Raw genomic sequence first — 14,166 nt, 5'->3', positions numbered from 1 at the left:
GCGGTCCGGGATGATGGACCGGGACGGGCGAGCGATGGGGTAGTCGCGATGCGCTTTGTGGGACGGCTCGAAGGTGCCGAGTTCGAGCGGCGGCTGCGGGAGCAGGCCGAGGAGGACCTGCGGGTCGTGGCGGAGGCCGGCTTCCCGGTGTTCGGGCTGCGCGAGGGGTCGCTGCCGTCCGGCGAGCGGGCGCTCGGCGGGTGGGCGCGGTCGGCCGGGCGGATCGTCAAGGTCGGCCTGGAGCACGGGGACTGGGGCGGGACGGGGGCCTGGGTCCGGGTGGAGAGCGCGGTCGACGACCCGGGCGGCTGCGGGCTGGACGAGCTGGTCGCGGAGGGCGCCGGGGTGTGCGCCGGGTTCGAGGCGCGGGTGGTGGTGGACGGCCTCGCGCTGGCCTTCGACGGACGGCGGCGGGGGGAGGTCTGGGCGATGCGGCTGCGGGCGGAGCCGGATGCGCCGCCGCAGCTGACGGCCGGTCAGGAACCGCTGCTCCTCACGGTGGTGGGGCGCGGGGTGGCGGTGGACGTCGTCGAGCTGGAGACGGTCCGCGACCTGCTGCCGTATGCGGTGGGGCGGTTGCGGGCGGTGGAGGCCGAGGCCGGGCGCGCGGCGGAGTGGGTGACCGAGGGCGAGGCCGAGGGCGAGGGCGCGGCCGCGGGTGCGGCCGTCGGGGTGGACGCGCATCGGGAGCTGGTGGAGCGGGCGGTGCGGCATGCGCTGGAGGCGGGGCGGCGGGCGGCGGCCGGACAGCAGCCCGGCGGTGCCTCTGCGCCCGAGGGGCAGGCCAGGCTCTGGGAGTTGACGATCCGTCAGCAGATGCGGCTGGCCGGTGAGAGCCGGGAGGAGGCGGAGGAGGCGGTCACCGCCCTCGTCAACCAGATGATTCGGCTGGGGGAGTGCGTGGACTGGTTCCCGGGGGGCGCGGAGGGGGCGACGGCGCTGGAGGAGTCGCTGCGGTGGGCGGTCTTCGGCAGCGAGGTGCGGAGCGCGGAGGCGCAGCGGGCGTGGGGGCGGGTCTGGGACTGGCAGTGGGGGCGGGGGTGGGCGCCGGGGCGCGCGCCGAGGAGGAGAGGGTGTGGCTGGCCCAGTGGGAGCGGTGGCGGGCGGGCAGGGCGTAGCGGGGCGCGCGCCCGCGGCGCTGCATGCGGGGCCCGTGCGGGGTGGGTGGGGTGCCGCGGGGTGGGCGCGGAGCGGGTTGTTCAGGTCGGGAGGCGGAGCTGAAGGGTGGTCAGCAGCCGCTGCTCCGGGCGGGTGAGGTCCAGGCCGGTGAGGCTCTCGGCTCGGCGGAGGCGGTAGCGGAGGGTGTTGGGGTGGATGTGGAGGCGGTCCGCGGCGGTGCGGACGTCGCCGAAGGCGTCCAGATAGGCGAGGACGGACTCGGAGAGCCGGCTGCGGTGGCGGGCGTCGTACTCGGTGAGGGCGGTGAGGCGGGGGTCGCGGATGCTGGGGCGGTCGGCGAGGAGGGCGAGGATCTCGCGGACCAGGACCTCGGCCTGGACGTCCGGTAGCGCGGCCACCTCACGGTCCACCCCGCCGGACGCCATCGCGTCCAGGATGCGGTCGGCCTCCAGGCGCGAGTCGGGGGTGTCGGCGAGCTGCGGGACGGTGCGGCCGACGGCGCCGCGGAGCGGGACGTCGAGGTGGGTGCGGGCGGCGTCGGCGATCTCCTGGGCCCAGGCGACCAGCACGTGGGTGGCGGGGCCGGAGCGGGGGAGGTCGGGGAGGAGGGCGTAGACGCGGGCGCCGATGGGGGCGACCAGCGCGCTGGGGTGGCGGGCGGCGGCCTGGACGGAGATCAGGTTGGTGATCTCGGTGCGGGCCAGCGCGGGCGAGGCGCCGGACTCGGTCGGTGCGGGCGCGAAGCCCAGGACGGCGGCCGGGCGGCGCTGGTCCAGACCGAGATGGGTGGAGAGCGACTGCGGGCCGGTGGAGCCCTCCAGCAGTCCGGTGAGGAGGGTCTGGGTGAGGCGGAGGTCGCCGGAGACCTCGCGGCGGCGGCGTACCAGGTGGAGGGCGGCGACCCGGGCCGCCCCCTCCAGGACCTGGGAGGAGCGTTCGGCGAGCGGCTGGGCGCCCTCTTGCACCCAGATGGTGCCGAGGAGCTGGTGGCCCGCCCGGATGGCGACCACCAGCCGGCGGCGGATGCCCAGCTCGGGATGGTCGTCGATCGGGATGACCTCGTCGGAGGAGCGGAGCCGCTGGAAGACCCCCCAGGCGCGGAGCTGGGCGAGGTACGGCTCGGGGCCCTGCCAGCCGAGGATGGAGAGCCGGCGGAGGTCGTCCACCTCGTCCTGGTCGGAGGAGCGGGAGTAGGCGAGGACCCGGTTGGCGGAGTCCTCGATGCTGACGATCCCGCGGGTGAGGACGGCGGTGGTCTGGGCGAGGGAGAACAGGTCGCCGGCGTCCGCGCCGGCGCCGGAGCCGCCGGCGGACTGCTGGTCGCCGTCCAGGCCGGGGGTGTGGGGGTCGGGGTGGTCCAGGACGCTGCGGACCACGGTGTGCAGCTGCTCCCAGCGGACCCCGGGCGGGACCGAGAGGAGCGCCACCCCGGCCTCCTCGGCCGCCTCGCGCAGGGCCTCCCCTGCGGGGGAGCGTACGGCCACCCCCGCGGCCCGGGCCCGGCCCGCGGCGCGGATCGCGGGGAGTGCGGCCCGGCCGCGTACGCCGATGGCGAGCACCAGTTCGCCGGGGCCGACGAGCGGCGGGTCCTCCGGATCCAGCAGGGCCAGACCGCGGACCCCCACGTCCAGGCCCTGCGGGGCCGCCTGGGTCTCGACCAGCGCCTCGCCGAGGGCCAGCAGAAGGTGGCGGAGGGAGATCCCCCCGGGGGAGGGGAGATGGGCGGGGGTGGTGGAGGGCGGCGGTTCGTCTGCGGGCGGGCGGGCAGCCATGGTCGGTCCTGGGGTGGCCTTCGGGCCCGGCGGGGGGCCCGGTGTTGTTCGCGGATACAACTCCTGGGACTCAAGGTTAGCCGTGCGGACAGACACCTGCGCCGCCCTTCGCTTCTACCGTCTTCCCCGGGGGCAGGCGGGCCCGAGGCCCGCCCTTCCCGCTGCCTTCCGCCCCCCACGCAGTTGAGCGCAGCCCGACCGAACTGAGGAGTGCCCGCCAGATGGATGCCGTGACCCAGGTCCCCGCGCCGGTGAACGAGCCCGTGCACAGCTACGCCCCCGGGACCCCCGAGCGTGCCCGGCTGGAGGCCGAGCTGAAGCGGCTCGGCGGCCAGGCGCCGGTGGAGCTGCCCATGGTCATCGGCGGCGAGCGCCGGATGGGCGGCGGCGCCCCGATCGACGTGGTCCAGCCGCACCGGCACGCCGCCAAGCTGGGCGTGCTGCGCAACGCCACCCAGCAGGACGCGCAGGCGGCGATCGACGCCGCGCTGGCCGCCGCCCCGGCCTGGCGGGCCCTCTCCTTCGACGACCGCGCCGCGGTCTTCCTCCGCGCGGCCGACCTGCTGGCCGGCCCCTGGCGGGAGACGCTGGCCGCCGCGACCATGCTCGGCCAGTCCAAGACCGCGCAGCAGGCGGAGATCGACACCCCCTGCGAGCTGGTCGACTTCCTGCGGTTCAACGTCCACTACGCCCGGCAGATCCTGGCCCAGCAGCCGATCAGCTCGCCCGGCGTGTGGAACCGGATGGACCACCGTCCGCTGGAGGGCTTCGTCTACGCGATCACCCCGTTCAACTTCACCGCCATCGCGGGCAACCTGCCGACCGCTCCGGCGCTGATGGGCAACGTGGTGGTGTGGAAGCCGTCGCCCACCCAGCAGTTCGCGGCCGGCCTCTTCATGGACCTGCTGACCGAGGCCGGACTGCCGGCCGGCGTGATCAACATGGTGACCGGTGACGGGATCGCCGTCTCCGAGGTCGCCCTGGAGCACCGGGACCTGGCGGGGATCCACTTCACCGGCTCGACGAAGACCTTCCAGTACCTGTGGAAGACCGTGGGCCAGAACATCGAGAAGTACCGCACCTACCCGCGGCTGGTCGGCGAGACCGGCGGCAAGGACTTCGTCTTCGCCCACCCCTCGGCCGACCCGGCGGTCCTGAAGACCGCGCTGACCCGCGGCTCCTTCGAGTACCAGGGGCAGAAGTGCTCGGCGTCCTCGCGGGCGTACGTGCCGGCCTCGGTGTGGGAGCGGATCAGGGACGAGTTCGCGGCCGAGGTGGACGGCATCGCCATGGGCGACGTCACCGACCTCTCGAACTTCATCGGCGCCGTGATCGACGCCCGCGCGTTCGAGAAGAACAAGGCGGCGATCGACCGGGCCAAGGCGGACCCGAAGGTGACCGTGCTGGCCGGCGGCGAGTACGACGACTCGGTCGGGTACTTCGTCCGGCCGACGGTGCTGGTCTGCGAGGACCCGGCGGCCGAGTATTTCCGGGAGGAGTACTTCGGCCCGGTGCTCGCCGTGCACGTCTACCAGGACGAGAAGTGGGAGGAGGCGCTGGACCAGATGGAGTCCTTCGCCCCCTACGGCCTGACCGGCTCGATCATCGCCAACGACCGGGCCGCCGTCACCGAGGCCGCCGAGCGGCTGCGCTACGCGGCCGGCAACTTCTACGTCAACGACAAGTCCACCGGCGCGGTCGTCGGCCAGCAGCCCTTCGGCGGCGGGCGGGCCTCGGGCACCAACGACAAGGCCGGTTCGCTGCAGAACCTGCTGCGCTGGACCTCGCCGCGGGCGATCAAGGAGGCGCTGGTGCCGCCGACCGACTACCGCTACCCGCACATGGGCTGACGAGGAGTCAGCCGAGCGGCGCCGACAGCGCGGTCGGCGCCGCCGCCCCCCGGGGTTCGCCCCGCCCGATCCGTCCGCACGTCCAGCTCAGGGGTAAAGATGCTCCGTTCCACCATCCTCGCCGCCGCCCGTTCCGGCGGCTGCCGCAAGGTCGTCGAGAACGTCCCGGTGACCCGGGCCATCGTCGACCGGTTCGTCGCCGGGGACCGCCTCGACGAGGCCGTCGCCGTCACCGACGAGCTGATCGCCTCCGGCCGGAGCATCTCCCTGGACCATCTGGGCGAGGACACCACCGACGCGGAACAGGCCGCCGCCACAGTGCGGGCGTACCGGGAACTGCTGGGCGAGCTGAAGCGGACCGGGCTCGCCGCGCACGCCGAGGTCTCGGTGAAGCTCTCCGCGGTGGGCCAGTTCCTGCCGCGGGACGGGGAGCGGACCGCCCTCGAGAACGCCCGGCTGATCTGCGAGGCGGCGGCCGACGCGGGCACCACGGTCACCCTCGACATGGAGGACCACACCACCACGGACTCCACCCTGGGCATCGCCAGGCGGCTGCGGGAGGACTTCCCCTGGCTGGGCGTGGTGCTCCAGGCGTACCTCCACCGCACGGAGGCGGACTGCAGGGAGTTCTCCGGGCCGGGCTCCCGGGTGCGGCTGTGCAAGGGCGCGTACCAGGAGCCGTCCTCGGTGGCCTTCCAGAGCCGGGCGGAGGTGGACCGGGCGTACGTCCGCTGCCTCAAGGTGCTGATGGCGGGCGAGGGTTACCCGATGGTGGCCTCCCACGACCCGCGGCTGATCAGGATCGCCGGGCAGCTGGCGGAGTGGAACGGCCGCAAGCCCGACTCCTTCGAGTACCAGATGCTCTACGGCATCCGTCCGGAGGAGCAGGAGCGGCTGGTCGAGGCCGGCGGCACGATGCGGGTGTATCTGCCGTACGGCTCCCAGTGGTACGGCTACTTCATGCGCCGGCTCGCCGAGCGCCCGGCCAACCTGACCTTCTTCCTGCGGGCGCTGGCCAGCCGCGGCTGAGCCGGTCAGGCAGGGCGGCCGGCCCGGCGTGCCGGGTTCGGCACGGCCTCCGGTTCGGCAGGGGTCACGGGATGCCGGCCGCGACCTCGCGGGCGGCCTCCTGGAGGGCGGGGACATGGGTCCTCAGCTCCTCGCGGCCGGTCAGCAGGACCGTCGCGCCCAGCGAGATCGCCAGCCGGGGCTGCCCGGCGGCCGGATCGGGGGACGGATCGGGGGAGGGGACGCAGACGGCGATGGAGCGCACGCCCACCTCGTTCTCCTCCTCCACCTCGGCCCAGCCGCGCCCGGCGACCGTCGCCAGCTCGTCCCGGAGCGCCGCCGGGTCGACCACCGTCCGGGGGGTGCTCGGCTTCAACGGGGCCGCCAGCAGCCGTTCCTGATCCTCCGTCGGCAGCGCGGCCACCAGGGCCTTGCCGAGCGAGGTGGCGTGCCAGGCGTTGCGGGTGCCCTCCTCGCTGCGCAGCTGGAGGTGCTGCCGGCCGTCCACGGAGAGGACCAGCAGCACCTCGTCGCGGTCCAGGATGCCGGCGATGGCGGCCAGACCGGTGCGGGCGGCCAGCCGGCGCATGGGGCCGCGGGCGTCCTGGAAGCCGGCCGGTGATCGGCTGAAGCCGCGGGCCAGTTCGAGGGCCCGGTAGCCGAGGGCGTAGCTGCGGGCGGCCGGGTCGTAGGCCACGTAGCCCTCCTCGGCCATCAGGCCGAGGAGGCGGTGGGCGCTGCTCACCGGGAGGGCGGCGGCGCGGGCCGCGGCGCTCACCCCGACGCCGCCGGGGTGGTCCGTCAGCGCGGTCAGCAGCCTCAGCCCCCTGCGGAGCATGTCGTCGCCCACGGCCTGTTCGTCCTCGTTCGTTCGTGCGTCGGTTCGTTACCGGTCGGCCACACCCTACGCGGGGCGGGCGGTCGGTTCGCGGGCCTCCTCCCCGGCGGGCACCGGGGCCGCGGGCCGCTCCCGGACCAGCGCGATCAGGGCCGCCGAGACCAGGGTGCCGGCGGCCATCAGCCCGAAGGCGCCCGCGTCGCCGAGCGAGCTGCCGCGCACCCAGCCCACCAGGTAGGTGCCGGTGAAGGAGCCCAGTGCGCCGAAGGAGTTGACCAGGGCCACCGCCGCGCCGGAGACGTTCTTCGGCGCCTGGTCGGAGACCAGGGCGAAGTACGGGCCGTAGGGCGCGTACAGGCAGAGGCCGGCGACGATCAGCAGGATGAAGGAGAGGGCGAAGGCGCCCTCGGCGAGGTACGAGCCGTAGAGGGCGAGGGCGGCCACCGTGAGCCAGGGCCAGACCGCCGTGCGGCGGCGCCCGCGGCGGTCCGAGAGCTGGGAGTTGACCAGCATCGCGAGCGCCGCGAAGAGGTAGGGGACGGCGGAGAGGAGGCCGGTGGCGCCGATGCCCTCGCCGGAGGCCTGCTTGATGATCGACGGCAGCCAGAAGACGAAGCCGTAGACGCCGATCGACCAGCAGAAGTACTGGACGGCGAGGACCAGCACCAGCCGGGAGGTGAGCACCCGGCGGTAGGCCGCGGCGCCGGTCGGGGGCTGCTGGGTCCGCTGCTCGGCGGCGAGATCGGTGGTGAGGCTCGCCCGCTCCTCGGCGGGGAGCCAGCCGGCCTCCTCCGGGTGGTCCTTGATCAGTTTCAGGCAGCACAGGCCCCAGACCACCGCGGGCAGGCCCTCGACCACGAACATCGTCCGCCAGTCGGTGGCCTGGACGAGGAGGCCGGAGACGGCGGACAGCCACATCACGGTGACCGGGTTGCCGAGGATCAGGAAGGTGTTGGCGCGGCCCCGCTCGCGCCGCGTGAACCAGCGGCTGAGCAGCATCACCATCGAGGGCAGCACCGCGCCCTCCACCACGCCGAGCAGGAAGCGGGCGGCGATCAGCAGGGCGGCGCTGTCCAGCAGGCCCTGCACCATCGCCAGCACGCCCCAGACCACCGTGGACCAGGCGACCAGCCGGCGGGCGCTGCGGCGCTCCGCGTACACCGTGCCGGGGATCTGGAAGAGGAAGTAGCCCAGGAAGAAGGAGGCGGCGGCGAGGGCGTTCGTGCCGCTGGACATGTGGAGGTCCTGGGCCATCCCGCCGGCCGAGCCGATCGAGTAGTTGGACTTGTCCAGATAGGCCAGGGAGTAGGTGACGAACGCGATCGGGATCATGTGCCTGGCGCGGGTCGAGGACCAGAAGCCGGTGCGGGTATGGGGGGACGCCGCTGTCATCCGCCACACCTCCTGTTTTCCGTGAGGTAGAAAGTCTTCTGTTATGCGGAAAGGACGTTAGAGTTCGCTCACCCCCCGGGTCAACCGTTCTGGAAAGGGAGATGTGCTGTGGTCGCTGCGGACTCTTCGGCTGAGCAGGCCGGTGCCTCGTCGGCGCCGGATGTCCTCGTCCCCTGGGAGGGGCTGGAGAAGGCGCACGGGCCGTGGCCGAGCGGGGTCGGCGTCCGGGTGTGGGACGGCAGCCGGGGCGGGGACGGCGAGCCGGTGGGGCTGGACGGCACGGATCTCGCGCGGATCGGCCTGTGGGTGATGCCGTACGCCACCCCGGGGGCGGAGCGGCTGCTGCCGCGGCTCACCGGGCTGCGGGCGGTGATGTCGCTGAGCGCCGGGGTGGAGAAGCTCCAGCCGCTGCTGCCCGAGGGCGTCGCCCTCCACAACGGGCGGGGGCTGCACGACGCGAGCACCGCGGAGCACGCCCTCGGGCTGATCCTGGCCGCCCAGCGGGACCTCCCGCGCTGGGTGCGGGACCAGGACGCGGGCCGCTGGGAGCCGCACTTCACCCGCTCGCTGGCGGACTCCCGGGTGGCGGTGATCGGCTACGGCTCGATCGGGGCGGCGCTGGAGCGGCGGCTGCTGGCCTGCGAGGCGGAGGTGTTGCGGATCGCGCGCCGGGCGCGGCCGGCCGAGGACGTCCACCCGGTGGCGGAGCTGCCGCGGCTGCTCCCCGAGGTGGACATCGCCGTGCTGGTGCTGCCCGAGAACCCGTCCACGGTGGGGCTGCTGGGGCGGCGGAGCTGGCCGCGCTGCCGGACGGGGCGCTGGTGGTGAACGTCGGGCGGGGGCGGACGCTGGACACCGGGGCGCTGCTGGCGGAGGTGCGCGCCGGGCGGTTGCGGGCGGCGCTTGACGTCACGGACCCGGAGCCGCTGCCCGCCGGGCACGAGCTGCGGGGGCTGCCGAACGTGCTGGTCACCCCGCATGTCGGGGGAGGATCGGCGGCGTTCAGGCCGCGGGCCGAGCGGCTGGTGGTGGAGCAGGTGCGGCGGTGGGCGGCGGGCCGGCCGCTGGCGAACCCGGTCGCGCGGTAGTGGGGCCGCCGGGCGGGGAGGGGTGAGCGGACGCCCTCCCCGCCCGGCGGCGCCTGCGGGGCCGGGGCGGAGCCCGGCCGTCGCCCTGCCGCTCTAGACCTGCTGCTGGGTGAAGGCGCCGCCGAAGTAGCGGTACTCGGGGTCCTCCGGGGTGAGTTCGCCCAGCTCGGCGATGACCTCAGCGGCGAAGACCTCGGAGTCGTCCTGCGGCTCGAAGCCGATCTCCCGGGCCGAGTCCAACGACCACCAGGCGCGGGTGTTCGCCGAGATGCCGTAGACCACGTGGTGGCCGTGGCTGTGCGCGGGCAGCTCGGCGGTGATCGAGGCGTGGATCAGCCGGTGGCAGTCGGCCGGGCTCAGCCAGGTGTCCAGCATCCGCACAGTGCGCGGCTTGGCGAAGCAGGATCCGATCCGGATGGAGACGGTCTCGATGCCGTGCTTGTCCGCGTAGAGGGAGGCGAGGTTCTCGCCGAAGCACTTGGACAGGCCGTAGTAGGTGTCCGGGCGCAGGCGGGTCTCGACCGGGACCGTGGCGCCGCTCTCCGGGGCGCCCTCGGGGCGCTCGGTGAAGCCGACGGCGTGGTTGGAGCTGGCGAAGACGACCCGGCGGACGCCGGCCGCGCGGGCGGCCTTGTAGAGGTTGTAGGTGCCCTCGATGTTGGCGCCGAGGATGTCCGCGAAGGGGGCCTCCACCGAGATCCCGGCCAGGTGGACGATGGCGTCCACGCCCTCCGCGGCCTTGCGGAGGGCGGCGGTGTCGGAGAGCGGGGCGGTGATCGCCTCCGGCTCGCCCTCGATCGGGGCCTGGTCGAAGAGCCGGAGATCGTAGCCGTACTCGGCGGGCAGCGAGGCGCGGAGGAAGCTGCCGACGCCGCCGGCTGCGCCGGTGAGGAGGACGGTCCGGGGGGCTGCGGGCGCTGGGCTCATCGAGCGGCCTCTCCTGTGGGCGGTGCGGTTACCGCCGCGAATCGCGGTACGAGAATGTGTACGCAGTTCATGTATGTGTTTGGGCAGCAGCCTAGGAGTGCCGGGCTGCGCAGTCAATCGCCGAAAGGGGTCTGGCGGAGGCGCGGGATGGAGGGGTAGCGTCGAGCGCGTTCAGGTATATAGATGAGAGTCACCAGGGAGAACGATCCTTGATGGACCGCCAAGCACCACTCACCGACCGGCTCAGCAATCGGCTCGGGGGACTGCTCTTCTTCCCCGTCACCGCCTTCGGACCGGACGGCGCGCTCAATCTGGACGCCTACCGCACCCATGTGGAGCGGGGCGTCGAGGCCGGCGCGGGGGCGGTCTTCGCCGCCTGCGGCACCGGCGAGTACCACGCCCTCGACCTCGACGAGTACGAGGCCGTGGTGGCCGCCGCGGTGGAGGCCACCGGCGGGCGGGTGCCGGTGCTGGCCGGCGTCGGTCACGGTACCGCGCTCGCCTCGCGCTTCGCCGAGCGGGCCGAGCGGGCCGGCGCGGAGGGGCTGCTGGCCATGCCGCCGTACCTGGTGCTGCCCGACCAGGAGGGGCTGATCCGGCACTTCACCGCCCTCGCCGGGGCGAGCGGGCTGCCGCTGATCGTCTACCAGCGGGACAACGCGGTGCTCACCCCCGAGTCGGTGCTGCGGCTGGCCGCCGAGGTGCCGCAGGTCATCGGGCTCAAGGACGGCCTGGGCGACCTCGACCTGATGCAGCGGATCGTCAGCGCGCTGCGGACGGAGGCGCCGGAGCGGACCTTCCTCTACTTCAACGGGCTGCCGACGGCCGAGCTCACCGGACTCGCGTACCGGGGGATCGGGGTGCGGCTCTACTCCTCCGCGGCCTTCGCCTTCGCGCCGGACGTGGCGCTGGCCTTCCACGACGCCCTGCAGGCGGGCACCGAGGAGGGCGACGAGCTGGTCAACGCGCTGCTGGACGCCTTCTACCGGCCGCTGGTCGAACTCCGCAACACCGGGCGGGGGTTCGCCGTCTCGCTGGTCAAGGCCGGGGTGCGGCAGCAGGGTCTGGACGTGGGCGGGGTGCGGCCGCCGCTGACCGACCCGGGCGAGGAGGCGGTCAAGGAGCTGGACGCGATCGTCGCGCGTGGGCGCGCGGTGCTGGCGGGCGCGGGCGCGGGCGCGGGTGCGGGTGCGGGTGCGCGGGGTGCGCATGGTGCGCGGGGCTCGCATGGTGCGCGGGGTGAGTGAGCCGATGCGGAGTCAGGCCTTCGTCTATCCCTGGGACGTCATCGGCGACCCGGAGGCGGCCGAGCGGATCGCCGGGCTGGGCGTGGACGGCGTCACCCTGGCCTCGTCCTATCACTCGACCCGCGCGCTGACACCGCGTCATCCGCGGCACCGGATCGTGGTCGCCGAGCACGCCGCCGTCTACTACCCGGTGGAGGAGGCGCGCTGGCGCGGGCGGGCGCTGCGGCCGTATCCGGCGGGGGAGTGGGCGGGCTCCGGCGGTCCCGACGCCTTCGGGGCGGCCGCCGAGGCGCTGCGGGGCGCGGGGCTGGACGTCCACGCCTGGGTGGTGCTGGCGCACAACTCCCGGCTGGGGGCCGAGCATCCGTCCTCGGTGGTGCGCAACGCGTACGGGGACCGGTACGGCTGGGCGCCGTGCATCGGCCGGCCGGAGGTGCGGGAGTACCTCGTCGACCTGGCGGCGGAGGCCGCGGCCCGGCCCGGGGCGACCGGGGTCGAGCTGGAGTCCTGCGGCTGGTACGGCCTCGCCCATCTCCACGCCCACGACAAGATCGGCGGGGTGCCGCTGGACGGCGCCGCGGCGTACGCGATGTCGCTGTGCTTCTGCGAGTCCTGCGGGGCCGGGTACGCGGTGCTCGGCGCCGAGCCGGCGGCGCTGGCCCGGCGGGTGCGGGACGCGCTGGCGGTGGTGTGGTCCGGCGAGTGGCGGGCGGGCGGCGACGGCGAGTGGGCGGACGTCGAGCGGCTGCTCGGCGCCGGGGACGCCGAGCTGACCCTCCGTCACCGACTGGAGGTGGCACGGGAGTTGCAGTCGGCCGCGGTCTCGGCGGTGCGGGCGGCGACGCCCGGCGGTTTCGCCGTACGGCTGCACGCCGACCCGCTGCCTTGGCGGACGGGTGCCAACGCCGGCGTCGAACCGGAATGGCTGCTCTCCGCCGAAGGCGGCGGCGCGGACGGCCTGGTCCTGCCCTGCGCGGGCGGCCTCGAAGCCCTGACGGGCGCCGCGGCGAAGGCCCCCGAGGGCGCCTCGCTCGCCGCCAACTTCACGGTGGTCCGGGGGATGGGCGGCGCGCCGGAGCGGCTCGCGGCGGACCTGCGGGCGGCGCAGGCCGCAGGCGCGACGGAGCTGCGGCTGTACCACGCGGGGTTGGCGGGGGAGGCGGACCTCGCCCTCGTCCGCGAGGCGCTGCAGGCCGGTTCCGATTCCGCTTCCGATTCCGGTTCCGCGCCCGGCCGCTGACCCCGGAGGCCGGTCGTCAGGCCGCCGCGTCGGAGACGCCGCTCCGGCTGTCGGCGGAGGCGGAGGCGCAGTCGGAGGGGGAGGCGGGCGCGGGGCCGGGGCGGCGGCGGGGGCCGACCGGAAGGCGCGGTCCACCAGGGCGTCGAACCGCGTCTTCGTGGTGTCGGCGACGGCTGTCTGCGCGCGGGCGTCGGCGTTCTCGGCCCAGAACTCGCGCCAGAGGGGTGAGCGGCTGAAGAGCCGCCGGAGGGTGCTCTCGATCTCCGCCTCCGGATAGCCCGTCTCATAGGCGAGGAGGTGCATCGACAGCACCGCGCTGATGTACAGGAACTGCTTGTTGCGCTCCTGCGGCCGGTCCGCCCGGAAGGACGGCCAGGTGGCGGCGAGTTCCGGGTCCTCCATGGCGATCCGCATCAGCTCGATGTGGCGGCTCCTGATGGACGCCTCGACGGTCTGCTGCAACGCGACCCGCTGCTTGTGCAGCTCCCTGCGCTGGTCGACGGCCTCGCCCTGCTGGATGTGGAGGGACCGGGCCATGTAGTACAGCACCACCACGGACCCCGAGGCGGCCGCCGCCCCGAAGGCGTCGCCCGCGTTGGCGCTGCCCTGGGACTGCAGGCCCGGGATGTGCACCAGCAGGATGCTGAGCAGCTCGCAGGCCAGCGCGGAGCCGAGGATCAGGGCCGCTATCGGCACGGCTCGCTTGAACAGGATCGAACGGGGACGTCGGGGCATCGCGGGGCCTTCGGTCGCTGGGGTGCGGGAAGGTGATGCCCTGAACGTCCTGCTCGGACACGCGTTTTGCGCGGGTTCGGACGGAAGGACCTCGATGTCGCCTCAGAGATGACGAGTGGTCATCAAAAGGGGGTCGCGGGCGTTGAGGAGGGCGGTGCGGACGGTGGCCTCGTGTTCGGGGGTGAGGCGGGCCACCGGGACGGAGCAGCTGATGGCGTCGCGGGCGGGGGTGCGGTAGGGGATGGCCACGCCGAAGCAGCGGAGGCCGACGGTGTTCTCCTCGGCGTCGACGGCGTAGCCGCGCTCGCGGATGACCGCGAGCTGCTTGATCAGCTCCTCGCGGTCGGTGGTGGTGTGCTCGGTGAGGGCCTCCAGCTTCTCCGGGAGGAGGGCGCGGACCTGGTCGTCGGTGTGGGTGGCGAGCAGGGCCTTGCCGAGGCTGGTGGAGTGCGCCGGGAGCCGCCGGCCGACCCGGGTGAAGGGGCGCAGGTAGTGCTGCGACTGGCGGGTCGCCAGGTAGACGACGTTGGTGCCGTCCAGGCGGGCGAGGTGGATGGTCTCGGTGGTCTCCTCGGCCAGGCGGTCCAGAATGGGTCGGGCGGCCGCGACCACGGCGTCGCCGTCGATGTAGGAGGTGCCGACGAGGAGTGCGCGGACGCCGATGCCGTAGCGGGTGCCGGTGGCGTCGGTCTCCACCCAGCCGAGCTCGACGAGGGTGCGCAGCAGCATGTAGAGACTGGACTTGGGGTAGCCGACGGCTGTCTGCACCTCGGCCAGGGTGTGGATGCCGGGACGTCCGGCGAAGAACTCGAGCAGTTCCACTGTGCGGACGGCGGACTTGACCTGGGAGCCGCCGGCGGCGGCGGTCGGCAGCGCCATGGGTTGACCCCTTCTTTCGCCGAGACGTATGTTCAGAATGGACGTTCAGGATTGTAGATCGCGTTCAGTAT

10 protein-coding genes and 2 pseudogenes are annotated in these 14,166 nt (G+C 74.2%); 6 read left to right on the top strand and 6 right to left on the bottom strand.

The genetic code is table 11. From position 1 onward, the window contains the following. Positions 1 to 48 precede the first annotated feature (48 nt). Entirely contained in the window at positions 49 to 1,221 is a 1,173-nt protein-coding gene (locus BS73_RS38200; protein WP_037571731.1) for a hypothetical protein, read from the top strand. On the opposite strand, the gene BS73_RS12300 is transcribed toward BS73_RS38200, so the two are convergent. Then, positions 1,200 to 2,891 carry a PucR family transcriptional regulator gene (locus BS73_RS12300; protein WP_084703990.1) on the bottom strand — a complete coding sequence of 564 codons (1,692 nt, stop codon included), beginning with the start codon at positions 2,889 to 2,891 and terminating at the stop codon, positions 1,200 to 1,202. The two genes, BS73_RS38200 and BS73_RS12300, sit on opposite strands and share 22 nt — an antisense overlap. A gap of 221 nt (positions 2,892 to 3,112) precedes the next feature. Here BS73_RS12300 and pruA point away from each other — a divergent pair, with 221 nt between their 5' ends. Both pruA and BS73_RS12290 read left to right on the top strand, forming a co-directional pair. Beyond that, on the top strand, positions 3,113 to 4,741 hold the full coding sequence (pruA, locus tag BS73_RS12295; protein WP_037571728.1) for an L-glutamate gamma-semialdehyde dehydrogenase: 1,629 nt from the start codon (positions 3,113 to 3,115) through the stop codon (positions 4,739 to 4,741). Between the two features lie 99 nt (positions 4,742 to 4,840). After that, the gene (locus tag BS73_RS12290) at positions 4,841 to 5,770 is read left to right on the top strand and encodes a proline dehydrogenase family protein (protein WP_037571727.1); all 930 of its coding nucleotides are present in this window, start codon (positions 4,841 to 4,843) and stop codon (positions 5,768 to 5,770) included. 64 nt (positions 5,771 to 5,834) lie between these two features. Here the strand turns inward: BS73_RS12290 and BS73_RS12285 are convergent, their stop codons facing one another. After that, entirely contained in the window at positions 5,835 to 6,599 is a 765-nt protein-coding gene (locus BS73_RS12285; protein ID WP_235215390.1) for an IclR family transcriptional regulator, read from the bottom strand. A 54-nt stretch (positions 6,600 to 6,653) separates the two neighbouring features. Then, entirely contained in the window at positions 6,654 to 7,979 is a 1,326-nt protein-coding gene (locus BS73_RS12280; RefSeq protein ID WP_051939848.1) for an MFS transporter, read from the bottom strand. Positions 7,980 to 8,162: 183 nt separating this feature from the next. Here BS73_RS12280 and BS73_RS12275 point away from each other — a divergent pair. Then, positions 8,163 to 9,067, top strand: a pseudogene (locus tag BS73_RS12275) (2-hydroxyacid dehydrogenase). 93 nt (positions 9,068 to 9,160) lie between these two features. Here BS73_RS12275 and BS73_RS12270 read toward each other — a convergent pair. Beyond that, complete coding sequence (locus BS73_RS12270; RefSeq protein WP_037571724.1) at positions 9,161 to 9,994, bottom strand: NAD-dependent epimerase/dehydratase family protein; 834 nt, start codon at positions 9,992 to 9,994, stop codon at positions 9,161 to 9,163. 212 nt (positions 9,995 to 10,206) lie between these two features. Here BS73_RS12270 and BS73_RS12265 point away from each other — a divergent pair, with 212 nt between their 5' ends. After that, a complete protein-coding gene (locus BS73_RS12265) occupies positions 10,207 to 11,241 on the top strand; it encodes a 5-dehydro-4-deoxyglucarate dehydratase (RefSeq protein WP_051939847.1) in 1,035 nt (344 codons plus the stop codon). 4 nt (positions 11,242 to 11,245) lie between these two features. Beyond that, positions 11,246 to 12,481, top strand: coding sequence for a hypothetical protein (locus BS73_RS12260; protein WP_051941399.1), 1,236 nt, complete (start codon positions 11,246 to 11,248; stop codon positions 12,479 to 12,481). A 138-nt stretch (positions 12,482 to 12,619) separates the two neighbouring features. Here BS73_RS12260 and BS73_RS40930 read toward each other — a convergent pair. Together BS73_RS40930 and BS73_RS12250 are read right to left on the bottom strand one after the other, a co-directional pair. Further along, positions 12,620 to 13,018 (bottom strand): annotated as a pseudogene (locus tag BS73_RS40930) (DUF6082 family protein); the annotation flags it as partial. Between the two features lie 300 nt (positions 13,019 to 13,318). Beyond that, positions 13,319 to 14,095, bottom strand: coding sequence for an IclR family transcriptional regulator (locus tag BS73_RS12250; protein ID WP_037571720.1), 777 nt, complete (start codon positions 14,093 to 14,095; stop codon positions 13,319 to 13,321). Positions 14,096 to 14,166 lie beyond the last annotated feature (71 nt).

Origin of the sequence: Phaeacidiphilus oryzae TH49, from assembly GCF_000744815.1 — a bacterium.
Lineage (GTDB): Bacteria > Actinomycetota > Actinomycetes > Streptomycetales > Streptomycetaceae > Phaeacidiphilus > Phaeacidiphilus oryzae.
The sequence above is the reverse complement of the archived record's forward strand: the minus strand, read 5'-3'. Positions and strand labels throughout refer to the sequence as shown.